The organism is Brevundimonas sp. EU05-FHT14B11 (genome assembly GCF_058790835.1).
Genome location: NZ_JBYTCY010000001.1, coordinates 1,460,315 through 1,482,879, shown reverse-complemented (window position 1 = coordinate 1,482,879; position 22,565 = coordinate 1,460,315). Strand labels below are relative to the sequence as shown.

19 protein-coding genes are annotated in these 22,565 nt (G+C 68.7%); 11 read left to right on the top strand and 8 right to left on the bottom strand.

The genetic code is table 11. The features are described 5' to 3' along the window. The first annotated feature begins 205 nt into the window (after window positions 1-205). Window positions 206-727, top strand: coding sequence for an FKBP-type peptidyl-prolyl cis-trans isomerase (locus tag AC3WRV_RS07245; protein ID WP_492312691.1), 522 nt, complete (start codon window positions 206-208; stop codon window positions 725-727). Here AC3WRV_RS07245 and AC3WRV_RS07240 read toward each other — a convergent pair. After that, complete coding sequence (locus tag AC3WRV_RS07240) at window positions 724-1,665, bottom strand: DUF2268 domain-containing putative Zn-dependent protease (protein ID WP_492312690.1); 942 nt, start codon at window positions 1,663-1,665, stop codon at window positions 724-726. The genes AC3WRV_RS07245 and AC3WRV_RS07240 overlap by 4 nt on opposite strands. A gap of 193 nt (window positions 1,666-1,858) precedes the next feature. Between AC3WRV_RS07240 and AC3WRV_RS07235 the strand changes: the two genes are divergently transcribed. The 3 genes from AC3WRV_RS07235 to AC3WRV_RS07225 all read left to right on the top strand — a co-directional run bounded on the left by AC3WRV_RS07235 (window position 1,859) and on the right by AC3WRV_RS07225 (window position 7,269). Continuing rightward, window positions 1,859-3,811: a M61 family metallopeptidase gene (locus AC3WRV_RS07235; protein ID WP_492312730.1), complete on the top strand. Its 1,953-nt coding sequence runs from the start codon at window positions 1,859-1,861 to the stop codon at window positions 3,809-3,811. 17 nt (window positions 3,812-3,828) lie between these two features. Next, window positions 3,829-5,790 (top strand): M61 family metallopeptidase, encoded by a 1,962-nt coding sequence (locus AC3WRV_RS07230; protein ID WP_492312689.1) that lies wholly within the window; start codon window positions 3,829-3,831, stop codon window positions 5,788-5,790. Between the two features lie 108 nt (window positions 5,791-5,898). Then, complete coding sequence (locus AC3WRV_RS07225) at window positions 5,899-7,269, top strand: serine hydrolase (protein WP_492312688.1); 1,371 nt, start codon at window positions 5,899-5,901, stop codon at window positions 7,267-7,269. Window positions 7,270-7,439: 170 nt separating this feature from the next. On the opposite strand, the gene rplL is transcribed toward AC3WRV_RS07225, so the two are convergent. Both rplL and rplJ read right to left on the bottom strand, forming a co-directional pair. After that, entirely contained in the window at window positions 7,440-7,823 is a 384-nt protein-coding gene (gene rplL / locus AC3WRV_RS07220) for a 50S ribosomal protein L7/L12 (RefSeq protein WP_291835063.1), read from the bottom strand. 65 nt (window positions 7,824-7,888) lie between these two features. Continuing rightward, window positions 7,889-8,404 (bottom strand): 50S ribosomal protein L10, encoded by a 516-nt coding sequence (gene rplJ, locus AC3WRV_RS07215; protein ID WP_291835067.1) that lies wholly within the window; start codon window positions 8,402-8,404, stop codon window positions 7,889-7,891. Window positions 8,405-8,808: 404 nt separating this feature from the next. Between rplJ and AC3WRV_RS07210 the strand changes: the two genes are divergently transcribed. The 3 genes from AC3WRV_RS07210 (at window position 8,809) to AC3WRV_RS07200 (ending at window position 15,297) form a co-directional block, all read left to right on the top strand. After that, window positions 8,809-10,635, top strand: coding sequence for an FG-GAP repeat domain-containing protein (locus AC3WRV_RS07210; protein WP_492312687.1), 1,827 nt, complete (start codon window positions 8,809-8,811; stop codon window positions 10,633-10,635). A 127-nt stretch (window positions 10,636-10,762) separates the two neighbouring features. Then, a complete protein-coding gene (locus AC3WRV_RS07205; RefSeq protein ID WP_492312686.1) occupies window positions 10,763-12,244 on the top strand; it encodes a sigma-54-dependent transcriptional regulator in 1,482 nt (493 codons plus the stop codon). A 248-nt stretch (window positions 12,245-12,492) separates the two neighbouring features. Further along, a complete protein-coding gene (locus tag AC3WRV_RS07200; protein WP_492312685.1) occupies window positions 12,493-15,297 on the top strand; it encodes a TonB-dependent receptor in 2,805 nt (934 codons plus the stop codon). On the opposite strand, the gene AC3WRV_RS07195 is transcribed toward AC3WRV_RS07200, so the two are convergent. The 5 genes from AC3WRV_RS07195 to AC3WRV_RS07175 all read right to left on the bottom strand — a co-directional run bounded on the left by AC3WRV_RS07195 (window position 15,294) and on the right by AC3WRV_RS07175 (window position 17,856). Next, on the bottom strand, window positions 15,294-15,653 hold the full coding sequence (locus AC3WRV_RS07195) for a hypothetical protein (RefSeq protein ID WP_492312729.1): 360 nt from the start codon (window positions 15,651-15,653) through the stop codon (window positions 15,294-15,296). The genes AC3WRV_RS07200 and AC3WRV_RS07195 overlap by 4 nt on opposite strands. Before the next feature lie 2 nt (window positions 15,654-15,655). Further along, window positions 15,656-15,931 (bottom strand): nucleoid-associated protein GapR, encoded by a 276-nt coding sequence (gene gapR, locus AC3WRV_RS07190; RefSeq protein WP_291839000.1) that lies wholly within the window; start codon window positions 15,929-15,931, stop codon window positions 15,656-15,658. A 202-nt stretch (window positions 15,932-16,133) separates the two neighbouring features. Next, window positions 16,134-16,259, bottom strand: a complete 126-nt coding sequence (gene ykgO, locus AC3WRV_RS07185; RefSeq protein WP_045655953.1) for a type B 50S ribosomal protein L36 — start codon at window positions 16,257-16,259, stop codon at window positions 16,134-16,136. Window positions 16,260-16,376: 117 nt separating this feature from the next. After that, on the bottom strand, window positions 16,377-17,423 hold the full coding sequence (locus AC3WRV_RS07180; protein ID WP_492312684.1) for an NAD(P)H-dependent flavin oxidoreductase: 1,047 nt from the start codon (window positions 17,421-17,423) through the stop codon (window positions 16,377-16,379). Window positions 17,424-17,547: 124 nt separating this feature from the next. Beyond that, window positions 17,548-17,856 carry a hypothetical protein gene (locus tag AC3WRV_RS07175; protein ID WP_492312683.1) on the bottom strand — a complete coding sequence of 103 codons (309 nt, stop codon included), beginning with the start codon at window positions 17,854-17,856 and terminating at the stop codon, window positions 17,548-17,550. 367 nt (window positions 17,857-18,223) lie between these two features. Here AC3WRV_RS07175 and AC3WRV_RS07170 point away from each other — a divergent pair, with 367 nt between their 5' ends. The 4 genes from AC3WRV_RS07170 to AC3WRV_RS07155 all read left to right on the top strand — a co-directional run bounded on the left by AC3WRV_RS07170 (window position 18,224) and on the right by AC3WRV_RS07155 (window position 22,565). Then, the gene (locus AC3WRV_RS07170) at window positions 18,224-19,501 is read left to right on the top strand and encodes a lytic murein transglycosylase (RefSeq protein WP_492312682.1); all 1,278 of its coding nucleotides are present in this window, start codon (window positions 18,224-18,226) and stop codon (window positions 19,499-19,501) included. Between the two features lie 349 nt (window positions 19,502-19,850). After that, a complete protein-coding gene (locus tag AC3WRV_RS07165; protein WP_492312681.1) occupies window positions 19,851-20,711 on the top strand; it encodes an AAA family ATPase in 861 nt (286 codons plus the stop codon). 213 nt (window positions 20,712-20,924) lie between these two features. Then, window positions 20,925-21,800, top strand: a complete 876-nt coding sequence (locus tag AC3WRV_RS07160) for a methyltransferase type 11 (protein WP_492312680.1) — start codon at window positions 20,925-20,927, stop codon at window positions 21,798-21,800. Window positions 21,801-21,971: 171 nt separating this feature from the next. Beyond that, the gene (locus AC3WRV_RS07155; RefSeq protein WP_291833264.1) at window positions 21,972-22,565 is read left to right on the top strand and encodes a YfbR-like 5'-deoxynucleotidase; all 594 of its coding nucleotides are present in this window, start codon (window positions 21,972-21,974) and stop codon (window positions 22,563-22,565) included.

The following is a 22,565-nucleotide window of genomic DNA, read 5'->3' as shown; positions in this document are numbered from 1 at the left end:
CCGGGCCTCGGCGCTTTCGCGCGGGACTCTTTTGAGAGAGATTGCGGAACCGGGTGATATACTCGCTTTGACGGCGAAATAAAGGTCGCTGTGGAAAATCTTGGCGCCTCGGCGGAATTCGCCTTGCCCTTCCCGCAACCCCTGCCGCAGCCGGGCGATATGGGGTCTCTTCCCGTCACCGCCAACTCCCTGCTAGCGTCGCCGTATGACCCGTATCCTGACCGTCTCCGCCGCCACCCTGATCGGGGCCCTGTCCCTCGCCGCCTGCGCCTCCGCGCCCCAGGCCCCCGCCCCCGTGGCGCTGGGGACCGGCACCGCCGAGGGCTGGACCGCCGGCAACCTCGAATACCTGCGCATCAACGGCGCGCGTAAGGGCTGGACCACCACCGAAAGCGGCCTGCAGTACCGCCGCGTCGGCCCCGCCCACCCGGAGGGCCGCCGGCCGGTCGCCGCCGATACGGTCAAGGTCCACTACCGCGGGACCTTCGTGGACGGCCGCCAGTTCGACAGCAGCTATGAGCGCAACGAACCCACGGAGTTCCCGCTGGGCCGGGTCATCAAGGGCTGGACCGAGGGCGTCGCCCTGATGCGCGAGGGCGAGAAGTTCGAATTCGTCATCCCCGCCTCGCTCGGCTACGGCGAGCGCTGGGTCGGCGGCGGCGAGCTGCCGCCCAACTCGACCCTGCTGTTCACGGTCGAGCTGCTGGAAGTGAAGCCGGCGGCCTAGTCCGGCGCCGCCCCCTGACGCCACCCGCTGGCGGCCAGGAAGGCTTTCGCGTCCGTCATCCGCAGCATGTCGGCGACCGCCTGCCGTTTGTCGGCGGCGTTGCGGTGATACGCCCCGGCGATCCGGTAGCCGACCCAATAGCCGAGGTCGCCGGGCCTCTCCGGCGTGGAATTGTAGACCCAGGCCGACAGATCGGTCTTGTCGATGTCGGGGGCGAAGGCGGCCTCGATCTCGGCCTCGCGCCCGGCGACCAGGGCGTCCAGATAGGCGTAGGCCCCATCGCCCGAGACCAGTTCGGTGACGAACTCGGCGATCCCCTCCACCAGGGAGACCTCCAGCACCGTCAGCCCCTCCTTCTCGGTCAGCGCGGCCGCCTGCTGGCTGTGCACATACTCGTGCACCAGCACCCGCACGAAACGGTCCTCCATGTCGGGATTGATGAAGTCGCTGGCGCATAGCGCTTCCAGTCCCACCTGGATGCCGGTCACCGGACTGCCGATCGCGATCGGCTTGCCGCGCCCGATCGCGAAGGTCGCCGGCGGGAAGCGCGCCTCGGGGTAAAGGTCGGCGAACCGCTCCAGCGCCGCGGTCACCCGCGCCCGGACCCGCGGCAGCATGCGGGCGCAGTCCCGCGCCTCGACATACATCCCGGGCCGCGCAGCGATGGCGTCGGCGATCCGGACGCCCGTCACGTTGCGCGCCCGCGCCAGGTTCCTCAGCCCTTCCGAGCCTTCGTCCAGATAGGCCTGCAGCTGCTCCGCCGTGGGCCGCCCCTCCGCGGCGTCATACAGGGCGTAGAACCGGTCCACATCGACGGTCTCGATAACGGGCCCTCGCGCTTCGGACGACGGCGCCCTCTCCTGTGCGGCGCCGGCGGTCGCCAGGCCGGTCGCCGCCAGGCAGGCCGCGACGCAGGTCAGGATGCGGTGCAGGCGCATGGGATGTCTCTCCGCCTCGTGGCTTTCAGCACCTGGCTATCACGCCGCCTTGGCCGGACAAGTCCATTCCATCTGAAGCGACGGATTCGGAACATGACGGCGATTTAATGCGGCGGTCGGCTCATCGGGTTGACCGCCATCCCGGCGCGCAGTGATCTGCGCCTCCCAGCCCGCTCACGAGTGCCCTGTGATGATGCGTCCGTCCGTCCGCCTGCTCGCCTCCGCCTGCGCCGCGGCCCTGCTGCTGGGCTCCGCGCCCGCCCTGGCCCAGGTCGGCACGCCGGCCCTGCCCGTCGCCCTGGCCCCGATCCCCGCCCCGCGCGACGTCGCCTATCCGGGCGTGATCGGCATCGAGGTGGACGCCACCGACATCGACCGCCGCATCGTCTCCATCAAACAGACCGTGCCGGTGACCGGCCCCGGTCCGCTGATCCTGCTCTATCCACAGTGGATCCCCGGCAACCACAGCCCGGCCGGCCCGGTCGACGACATCGCCGACCTCAGCATCACCGCGAACGGCCAGCCGCTGCGCTGGGTCCGCAACACGGTCAACACCAATGCCTTCCAGGTCCAGGTCCCGGCCGGCGCGTCGGCGGTCGAGGTCGCCTTCAAATGGCTGACGCCGATCGAGGGCAATCAGGGCCGGATCGTCATCACCGACGACATGCTGAACATCCAGTGGGAGAAGGCCCTGCTCTATCCGGCGGGATACTATTCCCGCCAGATCCGCTTCCAGCCGACCCTGCGCCTGCCCGCGGGCTGGCGGTACGGCACGGCGCTGGACACCCGCTCGTTCCAGAACGGCGTCGCCGTCTTCGCCCCGATCACCCTGGATCATTTCGCCGACAGCCCGCTGTTCGCCGGCCGCTACTACCGCCAGATCGACCTGGACCCGAACGGCCGCTCGCCCGTGCGTCTGAACGTGGTCGCCGACACCGCCGAACAGCTGGCCGGCAACGACGCCCACATCGCCCAGCACCGCGAGCTGGTGCGCCAGGCCGACCGCCTGTTCGGCGCGCGGCACTATAATCACTATGACTTCCTGCTGGCCGTCACCGACCGGCTGGGCGGGATCGGGCTGGAGCACCAGCGCTCATCCGAGAACAGCGTCGACACCAAATACTTCACCGACCCGACCGGCACGCTCGCCGACCGCGACCTGCTGGGGCACGAATACACCCACAGCTGGAACGGCAAATGGCGGCGTCCCGCCGACCAGCTGACGCCCAACCTGAACGAGCCGCTGCAGAACTCCCTGCTGTGGGTCTATGAGGGCCAGACCCAGTACTGGGGCCTGATCCTGACCGCGCGGGCGGGCCTCATGACCAAGCAGCAGGCGCTGGACGTCTTCGCCAACACCGCCGCCACCTACGCCGACGGCAATCCGGGGCGCGAGTGGCGCGCCATGCAGGACACCACCAACGATCCGATCATCGCCCAGCGCCGGCCCCAGCCCTGGCCCAGCCGCCAGCGCAGTGAGGACTACTACCGCGAAGGCGCGATGATCTGGCTGGACGCCGACACCCTGATCCGCGAGCGGACCGAGGGCCGCAAGTCGCTGGACGACTTCGCCCGCGCCTTCTTCGGCGTGCAGGACGGCAACTGGGATCCGGCGCCCTATACCTTCACCGACGTGACCTCGACCCTGAACGGGGTGCAGGCCGACGACTGGGCCACCTTCCTGCGGGATCGTCTGGACGCCGTCGGCCCGAACGCCCACGGGCCATTGGCCGGGATCGAGCGCGGCGGCTACCGGCTGGTCTGGCGCGAGACGCCCAATGACTATTCCAAGGCCCTGAACACCGAGCTGGGCCGGGTCGACTTCCAGTACTCGCTGGGTCTGTCGCTGAACACGTCGAACCGCGTCACCGGCGTCCGCTGGGGCTCGCCCGCCTTCGAGGCCGGGCTGACCTCGGGCTGGGAGGTCGTGGCCGTCAACGGCCGCGCCGCCAGCGCCGCCGCCATCGCCGCGGCCATCACCGCCTCGAAGGCCGACAGCACGCCCATCCAGATGATGCTGAAGAAGGACGAACGCTTCCGCACCATCGATTTCGACTACCACGGCGGCCTGCGCTACCCGCATCTGGAGCGGATCGAGGGCGCGCCCGACCGGCTGGGCGACATTCTCGCCCCGCGCCGCCGCTAATTCCGAGGACCGACCGCATGCTGAAGCCCGCCGCCCTCGCCCTTCTGCTCGCCTCGACGGCCCTGCCCGCCCTGGCCCAGAGCCCCGCCTCGCAGGCGCAGACGCCCCTGCCCGCGCCCACCAGCCTGCCGCACGCCCTGCCGCCGATTCCGGCGCCGCAGGACCGCGACTATCCGGGCGTCATCGGCATCCGCGTCGACCTGACGGACCTGGACCACAAGATCATCCGCACCCGCCAGACCATCCCGGTCGCGGCCGGGCATCTGGTGCTGCAGTATCCGAAATACATCCCCGGCAACCACGCCGACACCGGCCCGATCCAGCTGATCTCCGGCGTCACCGTCACCGGCAATGGACGGCGGATCGAGTGGGTGCGCGACACCGTCGATCCGCACGCCTTCCACCTGGACATCCCGGCGGGGGTCTCGACCATCGAGGTCGCGTTCGAGTGGCTGACCCAGCCGGACAACGCCGTCTGGCGCGTGGTCATGACGCCCGAGATCGTCAACCTGCAGTGGGAGAAGGCCCTGCTCTATCCGGCGGGCTACGCCCAGAGCCGGATCACCTTCGCCCCCTCGGTCGTGCTGCCGGCGGGCTGGGATTACGGCGTGGCCCTGACGACCACGCGGCGCGAGGGCGACGTGGCGACCTTCGCCCCCATCTCGCTGGAGCATCTGGCCGACAGCCCGATGTTCGCGGGCAAGCACTATCGCCGCATCGACATCGATCCGGGCGGCCGGTCGCCGGTGCACCTGAACCTGGTCGGCGACACCGCCGCCTCGGTGAACATCACCCCCGAGTGGACGGCCAGGTACGAGGCCCTGGTCGACCAGGCCGACCATCTGTTCGGCGCCCGGCATTTCGACCACTACGAATTCCTGTTCGCGATGACCGACAAGCTGGGCGGCATCGGGCTGGAGCATCACCGCTCGTCCGAGAACACGGGCGCGCCCAACTACTTCTCCAGCGCCAATCCCGCCTACGGCGCGCGCGGCCTGCTGCCGCACGAGTACACCCACAGCTGGAACGGCAAATTCCGCCGTCCCGCCGACGAGTACGTGCCCAACCTCAACGTCCCGACCCAGAACAGCCTGATGTGGGTCTACGAGGGCCAGACCGAATACTGGGGCGACGTCCTGACCCCGCGCTCGGGCCTCGGCACGGTCGAGGAGGCCGTCATCAACCTGGCCGAGGTCGCGGGCTTCTACGACCAGCAGCCGGGTCGCCAGTGGCGCGCGCTGCAGGACACCACCAACCACAATCTGCTGGGCTATCGCACGACCAATCCGTGGTCGTCGTGGATGCGCGGCACCGGCGATTACTACCGCGAGGCCCTGCTGATCTGGCTGGACGCCGACACCCTGATCCGGGCCGAGACCGGCGAGCGCAAGTCGCTGGACTACTTCGCCAAGGCCTTCTTCGGGGTCGAGGACGGCGTCTGGGAAGCGCGGCCGTATACGTTCGAGGATGTGGTCACGACCCTGAATGCGGTGCACCCGCACGACTGGGCGACCTTCCTGCGCACCCGCCTGGACGCCGTCGGGCCGGACGCCAAGGCGCCGCTGGACGGGCTGGAGCGCGCGGGCTGGCGCCTGACCTGGGTCGACGACCTGACGCCGGTCGAGAAGCGCATGCTCGGCGGCTGGGCGAGCGACTTCCAGTATTCGCTCGGCTTCAACCTGGGTGCCGGCAACCGCATCACCGGCGTGCGCTGGGGCTCGCTCGCCTTCGCCGAGGGGCTCGGCGCGGGCTGGGACCTGGTGGCCGTCGGCGACCGCACGGCCTCGCCCGCGGCCCTGCGCGCCGCCGTCACCGCCGCCAAGACCAGCGCCGAACCGATCCGGCTGGTGGTCAAACGCGGCGACGAGTTCCGCACCCTCGACTTCGACTACCACGGCGGCCTGCGCTATCCGCGTCTGGTCCGCATCCCGGGGACCCGCGACCGGCTGGCCGACATCTTCGCCCCGCGCAGGCGCTGATCGCGGGAGACCGGATTACGGAAACATAATGGGGCGGCCCGCATCCATGAGACGGGCCGGCCGCCTCTTCTCTCGCCGGCGTGACTGTCACGCTTGAAAGGGGTTCCAGTGTTCAATCGTAGTCTTTCCCGCCCGGGTCTTCGCACCCGCCTGCTGCTCACGACGCTGACCGCGCTCGCGCTTAGCGCCGGTCCGGTCCTGGCCCAGGATGTCGGCCGCATGGAGCAGATCCTCAGCGAAGCCGCGGCGCGCGATGCTTTCGCGGGTTCGGTCCTGGTCGCCCGCGGCGACGAGGTCCTGCTGGACCGGGGCTACGGCATGGCCAACCGGGAATGGGCCATCCCCAACGACGGCGACACCAAATTCCGCCTCGCCTCGGTCAGCAAGCAGTTCACCGCCGTCGCCGCCGTCCTGCTCAGCCAGCGCGGACAACTGGATCTGGACGCGCCCCTGAAGACCTGGCTGCCGGACGCTCCGGCGGCATGGGACCAGGTCACCGTCCGGCATCTGCTGACGCACACCTCCGGCATTCCCAACTTCACCGCCTTCGACGACTTCGCGGCCACCAAGACCGTGGCGACGACGCTGCCGGAGCTGATCGCCCGCTTCCGCGACCGCCCGCTCGACTTCCAGCCGGGCCAGGGCTGGGCCTACTCCAACTCCGGCTATGTCCTGCTGACCGCCGTCATCGAACGGGTCAGCGGCAAGCCCTACGCCGCCTTCGTGTCGGAAGCCCTGTTCCAGCCCCTCGGCATGACCGACAGCGGCTATGACAGCCACGCCGCCATCCTGCCCCGCCGGGCCTCGGGCTACACTCCGTCCGCCCAGGGCGTCGTCAACGCCGACTATGTCGACATGAGCGTCCCGCAGGGCGCCGGCGGCCTGTACTCCACCACGCGCGACCTCCTGAAGTGGGAACAGGGCCTGTTCGGGGGACGGATCCTCAACCCGGCATCGCTCGCGCAGCTGATCACGCCCGTGCGGAACGACTACGCCATGGGTCTGGAGGTCGAGCGCGCCGGCGAAGGCTCGATCGTTCGCCACAACGGCGGCATCGAGGGCTTCAACACCTGGATGGGTCATGACACCGCCGGCGGCATGACCGTCATCGTGCTGGGCAATCTGAACGGGCCCGAGTCGGACAAGCTGGGCGCCGACCTGATGACGCTGGCGCGGGGCGGAAGCGTCTCCCTGCCCGGTGAACGCCAGGCCGTCACCCTCGGAGCGGAAGCGCTGCAAGCCTATGTCGGCGTCTACGAACTGGCCCCGACCTTCGCCATCACCGTGTCGGCCGTGGACGGCAAGCTGATGGGCGTGGCGACCGGCCAGCCGCCGTTCGAACTGTTCGCCGAGGCCCCGGACGCCTTCTTCGTGCGCGTCGTCGACGCCCGCATCACCTTCACCCGCGACGCGGCGGGCGCGGTCTCCGGCCTGGTCCTGCACCAGAACGGCCGGGACATGCCCGCGCCGAAGAAATAACCTCAAAAGAAAACGGGCCGGGGATTTCTCCCCGGCCCGTCTTCTCCCTCCCCTTTATGGGGAGGGACAGTCGGAGCGTAGCGACGACAGGGTGGGGAACGTCGAAACATCCCCACCCCGATCGCTGCGCGATCGCCCCTCCCCACTTCGGGGGAGGGAGAAGGTCCGTCTTACTTGATCTGGACCTTGGCGCCGGCTTCCGTGAGCTTCTTGGCGACTTCGTCGGCGGCTTGCTTCGAGACGTTCTCGACGACGTTCTGCGGAGCGCCTTCGACCAGGTCCTTGGCTTCCTTCAGACCCAGGTCCGAACGCACGCCACGGACTTCCTTGATGACGTTGATCTTCTTGTCGCCGCCGTCGATCAGGACAACGGTGAACTCGGTTTGCTCTTCAGCAGCTTCGGCCGGAGCGGCGGCGCCGCCGCCGACAGCGGCCACGGCGACCGGAGCAGCGGCGCTGACGCCCCACTTTTCTTCCAGCAGCTTGGACAGTTCAGCGGCCTCGAGGACGGTCAGCTTGGACAGGTCTTCGACGATCTTGGTCAGGTCGGTCATAGTCAGTTTCCTTCGGAGGAATTGGGTTCAGAGAGTTTTTGCAGAGATGAAAGAGGCGGTTCCGCTTACGCGGCGTCCTTCGTGGCGTAGGCGTTGAAAACGCGAGCCAGTTGGCCGGCCGGGGCTTGCACGACGCCGGCGATGCGGGTCGCGGGCGTGCTGAGCAGGCCGAGGAACGACGCGCGGATCTGATCCAGCGACGGCAGTTTGGAGAGAACCTCCACGCCCTTCGCGTCCAGAACCTTGTCACCCATGAAGCCGCCCAGGACGACGAACTTGTCGTTGCCCTTGGCGAATTCGGCGGTGACCTTGGCGGCCGTCACCGCGTCGTCGGCATAGGCGATGCCCACGGGACCCTTGAACAGGCCGTGGTAGTCGCTGCCTTCAGCGGCTTCGAGCGCCTTCAGCGCCAGGCGGTTCTTGACCACCTTGAACGCGCCGCCTTCTTTACGAAGACGGCCACGCAGATCTTCCATATCCGCAACGGTCAGACCCAGGTTGTGGGTCACGACCACGGCGCCCGCGTCGGCGAAAACGCCCTTCAGCGTTTCGATCGACTCGGCTTTTTGTGCGCGGTCCATTGCGGTCTCCAGTCTTGGTACTCGCCTCCGGGCTTATTCCCGGGAGCGTATGGCCAAAGCGCTTCGCATCGCTGCGAAGCGTTCAGGCCGGTCGTATTGTCCGAAGGAAGCTCGAACCCCGTACGCCCGAAAAAACCGGGTGACGGCGGTCGTCTGCATCCCCATCTCCCCACGGCGCCAGAGGGCTCTCTGACAGTTACGGCATGGGTGACCCCCACGCCCCGAAGTTCTCGGACAGGACCGCCGCGTCCCGAAGGCAGCGACGGAGAAGGCGCGCTCTATACACGCAATCGCCGCAAACTCAAGCCGTCAGCGACTGCACAGGGCGTCTGCACGGGAAATCCTCAAGACGCGGACCGCGATCCGGGGCAGGATCGCCGCCGATCAAGGGTGGGGAGCCCCGCATGACCGACGCCATCGAAGCCACGGGCCGCAACAGCCTGGGCCGCACAGGATCGCCGCTGCTGATCGGAGCCCGATTGGCGATCGGCCTGATCCAGGGCGCGGCCCTGTGGTGGCTCTACCAGACCGCGGACAATCCGCCCTACAGCTGGCCCGCCAGCGTTCCGGAGCTGTTCGGACCGCTGGCGCTGATCCTGGTCATGGTCCCGGTCCTGATGCTGGCCGGCGTGGGCCGCATGCGCCCGGCGACCCTGCTGCTCTGGGGGCTCGGCGCCGTCGCCTTCCTGGCGTTGCTGGGCTGGCACAATGTGGCGTCCCAGGCGACCTCGCCGGGCTACGGCCCGCGGGAATATCCCCCCTTCCTGAACATGCCCATGCCGCTGTTCGCGGCCGCCGCCCTGTTCATCGGCCACCACCTGGTCCTCGGCGCGGACATGGAGCGGCGCTGGATCGCGGCCTTCCCGACCTATTTCGACACCGCCTGGAAGGCCGGCGTCCAGCTGGCCCTGTCCATCGGCTTCACCGGCGCCTTCTGGATCCTGCTCCACCTCGGCGCGGCCCTGTTCAACGTCATCGGGCTGAAGTTCCTCGAGGACCTGATCCGGCAGGAATGGTTCGCCATCCCGATCACCACCCTGATGTTCGCCGTGGCCGTGCACCTGACCGACGTGCGCGACGGACTGATCCGGGGCGTGCGCAGCGTGGCGCTGATGCTGCTGTCCTGGCTGCTGCTGCTCATGACCGTGCTGGCCGCGGGCTTCCTGGCCGCCCTGCCCTTCACCGGCCTGGACGGCCTGTGGAACACCGGCAGCGCCACCGCCCTGGTGCTCGCCGCCGCCGCCGCCCTGATCATCCTGATCAACACCGCCTATCAGGACGGCCGGGCGGACAACCTGCCGCCGGTCATCCTGCGCTGGGCGGTGAGGGTCGCCTCGGTGCTGCTGACGCCGCTGGTCATCCTGGCCTTCTGGGGGCTGGCCCTGCGCATCGGCCAGCACGGCCTGACGCCGGACCGGATCATCGCCTTCGCCTGCGCCGTCATCGGCACGGCCTATGCCGCCGGCTACGGCTTCGCCGCTCTTCAGCCCTTCTGGCGCAAGGGCGCCGACTGGATGCAGCCGCTGGAGCGCACCAACGTCATCACCGCCGGGCTCGAGGTCGCCGTCATCCTGGCCCTGTTCAGCCCCATCGCCGACCCGGCCCGCCTCTCGGTCGCCGATCAGGTCGCCCGGCTGGAGCGCGGCGCGGTCAAGCCGGACCAGTTCGACTACCGCTTCCTGCGCTTCGAAAGCGGCAAGGCCGGCGAGGCGGCGCTGGAGCGGCTGACGCGGTCCTCCGATCCGCTGGTCGCCCGCAGCGCCCGCAATATGAAAGCCATCGACCATCGCAGGGAGGTCCCCGACGTGGGCGCGCCCGACTTCATCCCGATCTATGAAGTGGTTCCCCTGGGCGCCCGCCTGCCCGACAGCTTCGCGAAAGCGCTCTCCCCCGACAACGACCGCGTCCGGATGTGCGGCGCCGCCGGCGCCTGCGTGGCCAGCCCGGTCGATTTGAACGGCGACGGCAGTCCGGAAATCTTGGTTGCCGACGGCGACGCGATCCAGCTCTGGACCCATCGGGACGGCAAATGGACCGGCGCCGGCCTCTGGTCGCCGGACTGGTGCGCCCGGAACGGCGCGCGCGAACGGATCGATCCCCGCGAGGCCATGCGCAAGGGTCAGGTCCGCCCCACGGCCCCGGAGTGGCCCGATCTGGAAATTGCCGGGAACCGGTCCGGCGGCTTGATAAAGAACCGGCAGTGTGAGGCGGCCTCGGCGGTCATCGACTAGCCCCGTTAACCCCCCGCTCACCCTGCCCGACCACCCGATCTTCACCTTGTGAGGCCTAAAACGTCCCGGAATGAGCCAGCTCCACCATTGAGAGCCGGCCGGACGTGATGGAACAGGGGCCGCCCGCATGGCGAAGACCGTACTTGTCGTTGACGACGATCCGACCCAGCGCCGCATCGCGCAGGCCGTGCTAGAACGCGAAGGCTACGTCGTCGTCCATGCCGAGAGCGGCGGAGAGGCCATTGACCGCCTGACCAAGGGCGGCGGGGCGGACGTGGTCCTGCTGGACATGGTCATGCCGGGCATGAGCGGCATGGAGGCCCTGGCCGAGATCCGCACCGCCGGCGTCGGCACCCCCGTCATCGTCCTGACGGCCAACGGCGGCGTCGATGCGGTCGTCAAGGCCATGCAGGCCGGGGCCCAGGACTTCTTCGTCAAGCCGGTCTCCGCCGAACGCCTTCTGGTCGGGGTCCGCAACGCCCTGCAGCTGACCCAACTGACGGCCGAGGTCGGCCGCCTGAAGAAGCACCACAGCGGCCGCACCTCCTTCGACGACCTGGTGGGCCAGAGCGCGCCCATGCGCATGGTCAAGTCGTTGGGCGCCCGCGCCGCCAGGTCCGGCATTCCGGTCCTGATCACCGGCGAAAGCGGCGTCGGCAAGGAAGTCATCGCCCGCGCCCTGCACGGCGCCTCGGACCGGTCGGGCAAGCCCTTCGTGGCCGTCAACTGCGGCGCCCTGCCCGTCAATCTCGTGGAATCGATCCTCTTCGGCCACGAGAAGGGCAGCTTCACCGGCGCCACCGACAAACACCTGGGCAAGTTCGCCGAGGCCTCGGGCGGCACCCTGTTCCTGGACGAGATCGGCGAACTGCCGCTGGACATGCAGGTCAAGCTGCTGCGCGCGCTCCAGGAAGGCGAGATCGACCCCGTCGGCTCCAAGCGCTCGGTCAAGGTCGATGTCCGCATCATCTCGGCCACCAACCGCGACCTGGCCGAACAGGTGCGCGACGGCCGCTTCCGCGAGGACCTCTTCTATCGCCTGAACGTCTTCCCCATCGAGGCCCCGGCCCTGCGCGAACGGCGCGAGGACATCCCGGCCCTGGTCGACCACTTCATCGCCCGCTTCAACATCGAGGAAGGCAAGCGCGTCGCCGGCCTGTCGGGCGAGACCCTGGCCCTGCTGACCGCCTTCGACTGGCCCGGCAACGTCCGCCAGCTTGAGAACGCGGTCTATCGCGCCATCATCCTGGCCGACGCCCCCTTCCTCCAGCCGCACGACTTCCCGGCCATCTCTGGAATCTCCTCCCCCCCCATGGGGGAGGTGGCTCATGGCGACAGCCATGAGACGGAGGGGGCGCCCGCGGCCGCTCAGCCCTACCCCTCCGACATCGACCTGCCGCCCCTGCCGGACACGCCGATCCGCATCCTCGACGATCGCGGACACCTGCGGACCCTGGAGGAGATCGAGCGCGACCTCATCCAGCACGCCATCGAGGTCTACGCCGGCCATATGTCCGAGATCGCGCGCCGCCTCGGCATCGGCCGCTCGACCCTCTACCGCAAGGTGCGGGAACAGGGCCTCGAAGGCGCGCTCAAGGACGCGGGCTAAAGCGAAATCGGTCGAGCTGGGCGCAGTCCGGCTCGGCTCAGATTTCGCTCCACGCCGGCATGCAGCAAATCGGCAACGCCCCGGGGAAGTCCCAAGTCTGAACTAAAGTTCATTGGCGTCGGCATGCAACGCCCTTGAAGACGAGGTGCGGACTGACGGGCAACTCTCGGTTTCATCGCTGAAATGCGACGGAAACACAGGCGCCGCACGTTTGCTGCTCAGTTTCTTCTCCCCCCGAGGCCCCACGAATGCTGCTTGTGACCACCGCGCTGTCCGGCCTCCTCGCCGGCGTGATTCAGACCGCGCCGACCCCGCCGCAGACGCCGCCGCAGCAGCCGCCGGCCCCGACCACCGCCGCCCCGGCCACGCCGGCCGAGGACGACGACGCCTATGACCTGGGCACCGTCTCGGTCGTCGGCGCCCGCCCGCGCGGCAGCGTCGACACCGACATCCCCGCCGACGTCACCCTTTCGGCCGAGCAGATCCAGGCCTACGGCGCCTCGAACATCGCCGAGCTGATGACCTATCTGGAGCCGCTGACCCGCAGCTCCAGCGGCCGCACCGACCTGCAGCCGGTCTTCCTGGTCAACGGCCGCCGCATCTCGGGCTTCCAGGAAATCCAGGGCATCCCGACCGAGGCCATCGAGCGCACCGACATCCTGCCCGAGCAGGTCGCCCTGCAGTTCGGCTACCGCGCCGAGCAGCGGGTGGTGAACTTCGTCCTCAAGGCCAATTTCAACTCCATCACCGGCGAGCTGACCGCCCGAGGCCCGACCCAGGGCGGCCGCACCACGGCCGAGATCGAGGGCAACGTCCTGCGCATCAGCGGCTCGAACCGCTGGTCGATGGACGCCGAGCACGAGCGCTCCACCCCCCTGTTCGAATCCGAGCGGGACATCACCCGCCAGGCGGGCTCCACGCCCTATGACCTGATCGGCAACGTCACCAGCCCCGGCTATTCCCCCGGCTGTCTGACGGCCAATCCGGCCACCTGCACCGTGATCGATCCCGCGCTGGGCGCGATCACCCGGGTTCCGGGTTCGACCACCACCCCGACCCTCGCGGACTTCATCGCCGCCGCCGGCGGCGGTCCGCGCACCGGCGACCTGGGCGCCTATCGCACCCTGCTGTCGGAAAGCGAGCGCACCACCGTTCGCGGCACGATGAAGCGCGACCTCAACAGCACCACCCAGGCCACTATCAGCGGCAGCATCGAGGACAACTCCAGCCGCAGCTTCAACGGCCTGCCGGGCGTCAACCTGAGCCTCTCGGACACCAACACCTACTCGCCGTTCGCGGGCCCCGTTCAGGTCTTCCGCTACATCGACGACGCCGCCTCCCTGCGCCGCGAGACGGATTCGCTGAACGCCAAGCTGGGCGTGGTCGTCGACGGCTTCCTCGGCGAGGACTGGCGCTGGACCCTGACCGGCAACTATGAGCGCACCGAGACCGACACCACCACCGGCCGGGGCTATGACATCACGCCGTTCCAGACCCGCCTGAACGCCAACGACGCCGCGGCCAATCCGTTCGCCGCGCTGAACCCGGCCGACTTCACCCGTCGCCCCAACGACACCGCCAACTCGGTCTCGCAGCTGCTCAGCGCCGAGGTCGTGCTGAACGGCGACATCTTCGACCTGCCCGCCGGCGGCGTCTCCTCGACCTTCAAATTCGGCGCCGACACCCGCTCGCTGGACTCCACCAGCACCCGGGCGGACAACGCCGGCCTGCTGGTGACCACCGACCGCTCGCAGTCGCGCGACCGCGTCAACGGCCAGGGCACCTTCAACCTCCCCATCGCCAGCCGCCGCCAGGACGTTCTGCCCTTCCTCGGCGACCTCTCGGTCAACGCCACCGTCGGATATGAGGAGCTGTCCGACTTCGGCGGCCTGCCCAGCTACAACATCGGCCTGAACTGGTCGCCGATCGCGCCGCTGAGCTTCCTCGTCAGCTATGCCGACGAGCAGGGCGCGCCCAGCATCAGCCAGCTGAACGACCCGGCCGTCTCCACGCCCAACGTCCCGGTCTTCGACTTCGCCACCAACCGGACCGTGCTGGTCACCCAGACCACCGGCGGCAACCCGAACCTGAACGCCGACAACCGCAAGGTCATCCGCATCGGCGGCACCTGGCGGCCGATGACCAGCCAGGACCTGTCATTCCAGACGACCTGGACCGTGAGCCGGACCGACGACTATCTGGCCGCCTTCCCCACCATCACCCCGGACCTCGAGGCCGCCCTCCCGGGCCGCTTCACCCGCGCTCTGCCCGGGCCTGGAGAGACCGTCGGCGCCCTGCTCGCGATCGATTCCCGCCCGCTGAACTTCTCCAGGTACGAGCGTCAGGACATCCGCACCGGCATCAACTATTCGCGCGCCTTCGGGACGCCGAACCCGGCCGCGGCCGGCCAGACGCCCCTGCCCGGCATGCCCGGCGGCATGCGTCCGCCCCGCGGCGGCGGCGGCGGCGGCATGCAGATTCGTGTCGAGGGTCCCGGCGGCGGCGGTGGCGGGGGCGGTCAGCAGATCCGCATGGGCGGCGGCGGTCGCGGCGGCCCGCCGATGCAGCCCGGCCAGGGCCGCTTCAACATCTCGCTGTACCACACCATCCGCCTGCAGGATGAGATCACCATCGCCGACGGCCTGCCGGTCATCGACCTGCTGGACGGCGGCGCCACCTCTTCCCGCGGCGGCAGCCCGCGCAACGAGCTGCAGCTGGTCACCGGCGTGTTCCGCAACGGCTTCGGCGGCTTCATGTTCGCCAACTGGCGCGAGGGCACCCGCGTCGACGGCGGCACGGGTCCGGACCTGAATTTCGCCGATCAGACCACGGTCAACCTGAACCTCTTCATGGATCTGAACCAGCGCACCAGCTGGGTCGCCAAATATCCGATCCTGAAGGGGACGCGCATCCAGTTCGGCATCCAGAACCTGTTCGACACCCGCCCGGAGGCCTCCGTGGCGTCCGGCGAGGTGCCGACCAACTACCAGCCCGACTATCTCGACCCGCAGGGCCGCGTGGTCAGCCTGACGCTGCGCAAGATCCTGTTCTAGTCGTCGGCCTTGGGGGGCGGAGCCTTCCGCCCCCATCGCCGCTTCGGCTCCTCGCCGTTGGCCTTGGCGGTGATTTCCTTCAGCTTGCGGCCCTGCATCGACGACAGGGCCTGCCCCGGCGCGCCCAGCTCGGGATCGCCGAAGGCGCGACCGTGGGTCTTCACCCGCTCCGAGACCGAATCCAGGAACTCGCCCTCCCATTCGGACAGCGAAACGCCCGCCTTCTCTGCCGAGCGGCGGGCGCGCTTCAATGCGTTGAGGGCCGCGCGCTGGGCGGCCTTGCGTTCAGCCTCGAACGGGCTGGCGGGCGGTTTCTTCGAACCGCCCTTGCCGCCGCCGAACCCTGTCCGCTTCAGGCTCAGATTTCGCCCAGGGCCGACAGATACAGGTCGAGGATCGCTTCCTCTTCCTGGCGCTTGGCCTTGTCCTGCTTGCGGATGCGGATGACCTTGCGCAGCACCTTGACGTCGTAGCCCTCGCCCTTGGCCTCGGCGAAGACCTCCTTCATGTCGGTCATGACGGCCTGCTTGTCCTCTTCGAGGCGTTCCAGGCGCTCGATGATGGAGCGCAGGCGGCCCTGGGCCGTGGCGGTCAGGACGTCGGGCGACGAATCGAAGGCGGCGTCATCGGCCATGGGGGAACTCCGGAAGAAGGGAACTGGTCCGCGCCCTGCCCGAAGGCGGCGTGGACGATGTTGGATCGGACGCTAACCACGCCCAAGCCGATGGCTCAACACCGGACGCGAAAAAGGCTGCGGACAATGTCCGCAGCCCTGTTCATACCCGGCGCTCAAGCAGCGCGCGACCGCGTCGCGCGCATTAGCGCAAGAAGGCTGCTTAGCCTTGCTTGGCTTTGAAGCGCGGGTCGGTCTTGTTGATCACATAGACCTTGCCCTTGCGGCGCACGACCTTGCAGTCGCGGTGGCGGGTCTTCAGCGACTTGAGCGAGCTACGGACCTTCATGGTCGTCGTCCTAGGCAAATCAAAACAGAAAAGCCGCGGGCGGACCTGCGGCGGAGCGGTGCGTATAGAGAGGACTCGCCGGAAGGTCAACCGGGAGAGACGCGGTTCCGGCGTCCCCTATGCGGCCAGCTCGCGCGCAAGGGTCCGCATCAGTTCGGCGGCCGGCAGGCTGCGCGCCAGGGGCGCGCCCTGGCCCGCCCATTGGGCGCCGTAGCCGCCTTCCGCCTGCGCCTTGGCGGCGGCGTTCAGCGCCTTCCCGGCGTCATAGGCCACGGGATAGTCCGGAACCTGGACCCCCACCCCTTGGCCCCAGGCCGTGAAGCGATTGCGCAGGCAGCGCGCGGGCCTTCCGGAGACGGCCCTCGTCATCACCGTATGATGCGCCGCGTCGCTCTGCAGCGCGGCGCGATAGGCGGGGTCCGCCGCGCTCTCCGGGCAGGCGATGAACGCGGTTCCAAGCTGGGCCGCGACCGCGCCGAGGCTCAAGGCGGCCCGGACACCCTGCCCATCCATGATGCCGCCGGCGGCGATCACCGGAAGTCGCCCCTGGCTCACAAGCAACCGGCTCAGCGCCATCGTGCCCAACTGGGCGTCGTCGCCGTCGGGATCGAAGACGCCCCGGTGTCCGCCGGCCTCGAACCCCTGGGCGACGACCGCGTCCATCCCCGCCTTCTCCGCCCTGGACGCCTCGTCCAGGCTGGTCGCGGTCGCGATCAGACAGCAGCCCGCCGCCTTGAGGGCCCTGACCTTTCCCTCGTCAGGCAGGCCGAAGTGGAAGCTGACGACGGCAGGCGCCCGGTCGATCAGCACCGCCAGCATGTCATCGTCGGCGGCGAAGCTCTGATAGATCGTCGTGAGCGAGGACGGCGGCTCGGCGTCAAAACCCCTGAAAAGGGGCGTCAGGGCCTTCAACCACGCCGCCTCCAGGTCCGCGTCGCGACGCGGGGAGTCGTGGACGAACACATTGACGTTGAAGGCGGCGTCGGTGAGCCGCTGAAGCGCCTGGATCATCTCCGCCGCGCCGGCGGCGTTCGTCGCGCCCACGCTGATGGACCCAAGCCCGCCCGCATCCGAAACGGCGGCCGCCATCTGCGGCGTCGACACTCCGGCCATCGGGGCCTGGATGATCGGGATCTGAAGCGCCAACCTGTCGAGCAAGGACATACCCACGACCTAGGTGCGCGCCCCTATGTCCGCAACGGGTGGAAAGCGGACATCGCTCTTACGTCCGCCTCCCCCATGGACCGGTCATGGCCGATATATCGCCCGTTTTTCTCCCGGGTTCGTCCTACTCGATTGGTCCGTAAGCCTTCCCATCGATCCATGCTTTCACTTGGGCCAGCGTCTGGTGCGGGGTGAGTTCGCCGAGCTGGTAGTAGAGCACGCCATCCGGGCCTACTGGCATCGCTGTCTCGCCCGGTTCCAACCAGTCCTCGGCTTTGCCAAGCGCATAACTAGCGTCGTGGTCTTTCGCGATGATGGTCACGCGCTTGGGGACCAGCCCATCGTAGAGAAAGGTGCCGCCGGTAACATACTCGCCTTGATAGTCATTCAGAGCCATTGACGAACTCTGCCCCAAGCCGGTGAGGTCCGCCATGGGTCGAACCCAGACTTCCGAAGGGTCAGCGCCCCGCGCTCAAGCAGCGAGCGACCGCCTCGCGAGCGCTAGCGCCACTAAAAACCCAGAGATCGCTCCGCGATCTCTGGAGGCCTGGCCTCCGAGTTGAACGGAGGGTCTGCGGAGTTGCACCTCCGCCGCGTAGCCCCTCCGCCACCAGGCCGTATCAGAGGACGACGTTCTCCCTACGCCCGACACGTTCACCATTCCAAAAAGAAAGAGGGTTAATGACGCCGACAGGCGAACCACACGGCAACGCTTTCGCCATCCAGGCGCTTTATGCCGGGATGGCGACTCGCGCACTTGTTATGAGGCCGCCGCCCCCGGGGACACTAGACTCACCATCATGCGTATCAGCCTTCGCCTTCTCCTGCTCGGAACCGTCGCCGCCTGCGCTCCCATGCTGCCGGAGCCGCCGACGGTCCTGCCGACGCCCGCCCCCGCGCCGGAACGGCCCGCCCCCGCCCCCGCGCAGCCCTCGACGCCCGCGCCGGCGCCCGTCGTCGATCAGGCCGGTTTCGACGGCTGGAAGCAGGGCTTCCTGGCCCGCCACGGCGGCGTGCGCCGCGCCCAGTACGAGCGTGAACTGGCCGGCCTGACGCCCGATCCCTCCGTCATCCGGCTGGACCGCAACCAGCCCGAGTTCAGCCGGCCCGCCGGCGCCTATGTCCAGAACGCGGTCACCGCCACCCGCATCGCCCAGGCGCGCCAGCGCGCCGACCGGGTGCCGTGGGCCGTGGTCCAGCGCTTCGGCGTCCCGTCCGAAATCCTCGTCGGCATCTGGGCCCAGGAATCCGCCTTCGGCCAGGTCCAGGGCGACTACGACGTCATCCGCTCGCTCGCGACCCTGGCCTACGACGGCCGCCGCCGCGACTGGGCCGAGGGCCAGTTGAAGAACGCGCTCGACATCGTCGTCGACGGCAGGCGCGCCCGCGCGGGCCTCAAGGGCAGCTGGGCCGGCGCCATGGGCCAGACCCAGTTCATGCCGGACAACTACCTCAGCCTCGGCGTCGATCAGGATCAGGACGGGATCGTCGACATCTGGGGCGACGACGCCGACGCCCTGGCCTCGGCCGCCAACCTGCTGGCCCAGGGCGGCTGGAAGCGCGGCCAGACCTGGGGCTACGAAGTCACCCTGCCCGCCGGCTTCGACTACGCCGAGGCCGAGGGTCCGCGCCACAGCTGGCGGCAGTGGGCGGCCAAGGGCGTCACCCTGGCCGGCGGCGGCCAGCCCAATGACGCGGAGGCGCTGGAAGAGGCGGCCATCCTATTGCCGCAGGGCGCGCGCGGCCCAGCCTTCCTGGCCCTGCCGAACCACTACGTCATCCGCCGCTACAACAACTCGGTCAGCTACGCCCTGGCCATCGGCCTGACCGCCGACGGCATTCAGGGCAAGCCGGGGCTGGTCAAGGCCTGGCCGACCGACGCCCCCCTGTCCCGCGACCAGCGGATCGGCGCCCAGCGGGCCCTGACGGCGCTGGGCTTCGACACCCAGGGCGTCGACGGCGTCATCGGCGCCAACACCCGCGCCGCCCTGCGCCGCTGGCAGATCGCCAACAACCGCCTCGCCGACGGCTATCTGACCGCCGACCTGGCCGATGAGCTGATCCGCAGGGGCGGCTAGCGTCTCTTTCGCGATCTAGTCCCTTGATCACGCTCGACAACGTCCCGTCGGCAGCGTCCTGAACCCGCACCACCGCCGGACCGGGTTAAACTACGCCCCCGGCGCCTCGCCGCGGATATCGTACTTTATGTTTGAGCCGACTTTGGAAACGCGCCGCCCAGGCCGCAACCCAAACATGATCGTTGTTTACCCGCCCGGCCTTCGCTAGAGCGAAATCGGTTCAGATGCGACCGCATCTGAACTCAGATTTCGCTCAAGGTATTGATGCTGGACCATTATCTGAGTTCGGATTGTTTCAATCCGAACCGATAATGGTCTAAGCGTTTTCAAACGCTACGCAGGAGCCGCCATGTCCCGGTTTGAAGGCACGTCGAACTATATCGCGACCGACGACCTCAAGATCGCGGTCAACGCCGCCGTCGCCCTGGAGCGTCCCCTGCTGATCAAGGGCGAGCCGGGCACCGGCAAGACCGTGCTGGCCTATGAGATGGCGCGGGCCCTGAACGCCCCCCTCATCACCTGGCACATCAAGTCCACGACCAAGGCCCACAACGGCCTGTACGAGTACGACGCCGTCAGCCGCCTGCGGGACAGCCAGCTGGGCGACGAACGCGTCCACGAGGTCCGCAACTATCTGAAGAAGGGCAAGCTGTGGGAGGCCTTCACCTCTCCCGTCCGCCCCGTCCTGCTGATCGACGAGATCGACAAGGCCGATATCGAGTTCCCCAACGACCTGCTCCAGGAACTCGACCGCATGGAGTTCTACGTCCAGGAAATCGACGAGACGATCCGCGCCGAGATCCGCCCGGTCGTGGTCATCACCTCGAACAACGAGAAGGAGCTGCCGGACGCCTTCCTGCGCCGCTGCTTCTTCCACTACATCCGCTTCCCCGACGCCGAGACGATGAAGGACATCGTCGAGGTCCACTTCCCCGGCATCAAGGGCCGGCTGGTGTCCGAAGCGCTCAAGACCTTCTACGAGATCCGCGACACGCCGGGCCTGAAGAAGAAGCCCTCGACCTCCGAACTGCTGGACTGGCTCAAGCTGCTGCTGGTCGAGGACATCGACGCCGAGACCCTGCGCGAGAAGACGCCCAACAAGCTGATCCCGCCGCTGCACGGCGCCCTGCTGAAGAACGAGCAGGACGTCCACCTGTTCGAGCGCCTCGCCTTCCTGAACCGCCGCGAGGGCGGCCGTCCCGGCGCCTGACAGCAAGGGTGACGCGGCGCGCAAATAGAGGCAGTCTGATTGGCGATGGGTCCGGGGGGACACAATGATCAGCTCTAGGGATGCGAGGCCGCATCACGCCCTTGCGGGCGATCCGCCACACGTGCGGACAGGTTTCGTCACGCCGGTTACCGCGATTTCACTGGATTCAGCCCCCGCGACGCGCAGGATGTCAGTGACTTGAGGATCAGGATCATGCCGCTCCGCCCCTTCCTTCTGCCCACCGTCTGCGCCCTCGCCGCGCTGACCGCCGCCTGCGACGGCGACAACTCGGTGCGCATCTCCTCGACCACGACGGACGACAGCGACGCCAAGGGCGTGCTGAAGGTCGTCGAGACCCTGCAATGCCCGCAGACCATGGGTTCGCTGACCCGCAAGGGCTCGGCGTCCAATGAAGGAACCGTCTGCACCTACGTCGGGCCCAAGGGGGCCGAGGTGACGCTCCAGCTGGTCCCGCTCGGCGACCGCACCCCGCCCCAGGTCCTCAAGACCTTCGAGGAACGCCTGTCCTCCGACATGCCCCAGGCCGTCGCGGGTCTGCGGGCCGGCGCCGACGCCGCCGCCCGCGCCGAGGCCGTCGCGGCCCGGAGCGAGGCCAACGCCGTCCGAGCCCAGGCCGAAGCGGCCCGCGCCGAGGCTCGCGCCGAGGCCGCCGCCGCCGGCGTGACCGTGGAGGCTGACGGCGATGACGCCGACATCCGCCTGCCGGGCATGCATATCGAGACCAAGGGCGATCAGGCCAGCGTCCGCATCGGCGGCCTCCACATCGACGCCAACGACAACTCGGGCACGGTCGATATCGAGGGCGGCGAAAACGGCGACAGCGTCAGCGTCCGCGCCCAGAACGACAGCGCCGAGGTCCGCGCCATGGCCGCGGGCGACGCCACCCGCGCCAGCTGGATCCTGACCGACAACCGGCCCTCCGCCGGGGGCTGGCGTCTGGTCGGCTACGAGGCGCGCGGCCCCGTCGGCGGCCCGCTGGTGGTGGCCACGGTCCGCTCGCGCGACCGCAACCGCGGCCGGGTGTTCGAGGACGCCAAAGACCTGGTGGCGCTCAACGCCGGGGAATAGCCCCGCCGCTCAGGCTCCGCCTCGGACCGTGCACGGAATCCGGGGCGCCGATTCCGCTCCGGCCTTGATCACGCGGGCTCTATGGGCCACCACGTCCAGCCAATCGAACTGGATCACGCCTTGGCTTCCGCACCTCGACCTTCGTCAAAAGCGCCCCGCGCATGGCAGCGCATGCTGTCGGGCCGCCGCCTCGACCTGCTGGACCCGTCGCCGTTCGACATCGAGATCGAGGACATCGCCCACGGCCTGGCCCGGGTGGCCCGCTGGAACGGCCAGACCATCGGCGAGCACGCCTTCTCGGTCGCCCAGCACTCCTGCGTCGTCGAAGAGATCGCGGCCCACATCAAGCCGGGCCTGGAGCCGAAATGGCGCCTCGCCGCCCTGCTGCACGACGCCTCCGAGTATGTGATCGGCGACATGATCTCGCCGTTCAAGGCGGCGCTGGGCGTGAACTACAAGGCCTTCGAGGCCCGGCTGGAAAGCGCCATTCACGTCCGCTTCGGCCTGCCGCCCAAGAACCCGGTGGCCATCAAGACCCTGATCAAGAAGGCCGACCGCGCCTGCGCCTACTTCGAGGCGACCCAGCTGGCGGGCTTCAACAAGGCCGAGTCCCTGACCATCTTCGGCGCGCCGCCGGCCGGCTATGACCTGCTCATCGAGCCCCTGCCCGCCCCGGTGGCCCAGCAGCGCTATCTGGAGCGCTACCGGGTGCTGGCCGAGGCGGTGGGCCTGATCTCCGCCCCCGACGCCTGGCATACCGAATAG

Excerpts from the sequence above, each read along its gene's own strand:
- AC3WRV_RS07245 (WP_492312691.1), top strand. The coding sequence starts at position 206 with ATGACCCGTATCCTGACCGTCTCCGCCGCCACCCTGATCGGGGCCCTG.
- AC3WRV_RS07240 (WP_492312690.1), bottom strand. The coding sequence starts at position 1,665 with ATGCGCCTGCACCGCATCCTGACCTGCGTCGCGGCCTGCCTGGCGGCG.
- AC3WRV_RS07235 (WP_492312730.1), top strand. The coding sequence starts at position 1,859 with ATGCGTCCGTCCGTCCGCCTGCTCGCCTCCGCCTGCGCCGCGGCCCTG.
- AC3WRV_RS07230 (WP_492312689.1), top strand. The coding sequence starts at position 3,829 with ATGCTGAAGCCCGCCGCCCTCGCCCTTCTGCTCGCCTCGACGGCCCTG.
- rplL (WP_291835063.1), bottom strand. The coding sequence starts at position 7,823 with ATGACCGACCTGACCAAGATCGTCGAAGACCTGTCCAAGCTGACCGTC.
- rplJ (WP_291835067.1), bottom strand. The coding sequence starts at position 8,404 with ATGGACCGCGCACAAAAAGCCGAGTCGATCGAAACGCTGAAGGGCGTT.
- AC3WRV_RS07210 (WP_492312687.1), top strand. The coding sequence starts at position 8,809 with ATGACCGACGCCATCGAAGCCACGGGCCGCAACAGCCTGGGCCGCACA.
- AC3WRV_RS07205 (WP_492312686.1), top strand. The coding sequence starts at position 10,763 with ATGGCGAAGACCGTACTTGTCGTTGACGACGATCCGACCCAGCGCCGC.
- AC3WRV_RS07200 (WP_492312685.1), top strand. The coding sequence starts at position 12,493 with ATGCTGCTTGTGACCACCGCGCTGTCCGGCCTCCTCGCCGGCGTGATT.
- gapR (WP_291839000.1), bottom strand. The coding sequence starts at position 15,931 with ATGGCCGATGACGCCGCCTTCGATTCGTCGCCCGACGTCCTGACCGCC.
- ykgO (WP_045655953.1), bottom strand. The coding sequence starts at position 16,259 with ATGAAGGTCCGTAGCTCGCTCAAGTCGCTGAAGACCCGCCACCGCGAC.
- AC3WRV_RS07180 (WP_492312684.1), bottom strand. The coding sequence starts at position 17,423 with ATGTCCTTGCTCGACAGGTTGGCGCTTCAGATCCCGATCATCCAGGCC.
- AC3WRV_RS07175 (WP_492312683.1), bottom strand. The coding sequence starts at position 17,856 with ATGGCGGACCTCACCGGCTTGGGGCAGAGTTCGTCAATGGCTCTGAAT.
- AC3WRV_RS07170 (WP_492312682.1), top strand. The coding sequence starts at position 18,224 with ATGCGTATCAGCCTTCGCCTTCTCCTGCTCGGAACCGTCGCCGCCTGC.
- AC3WRV_RS07165 (WP_492312681.1), top strand. The coding sequence starts at position 19,851 with ATGTCCCGGTTTGAAGGCACGTCGAACTATATCGCGACCGACGACCTC.
- AC3WRV_RS07160 (WP_492312680.1), top strand. The coding sequence starts at position 20,925 with ATGCCGCTCCGCCCCTTCCTTCTGCCCACCGTCTGCGCCCTCGCCGCG.
- AC3WRV_RS07155 (WP_291833264.1), top strand. The coding sequence starts at position 21,972 with ATGCTGTCGGGCCGCCGCCTCGACCTGCTGGACCCGTCGCCGTTCGAC.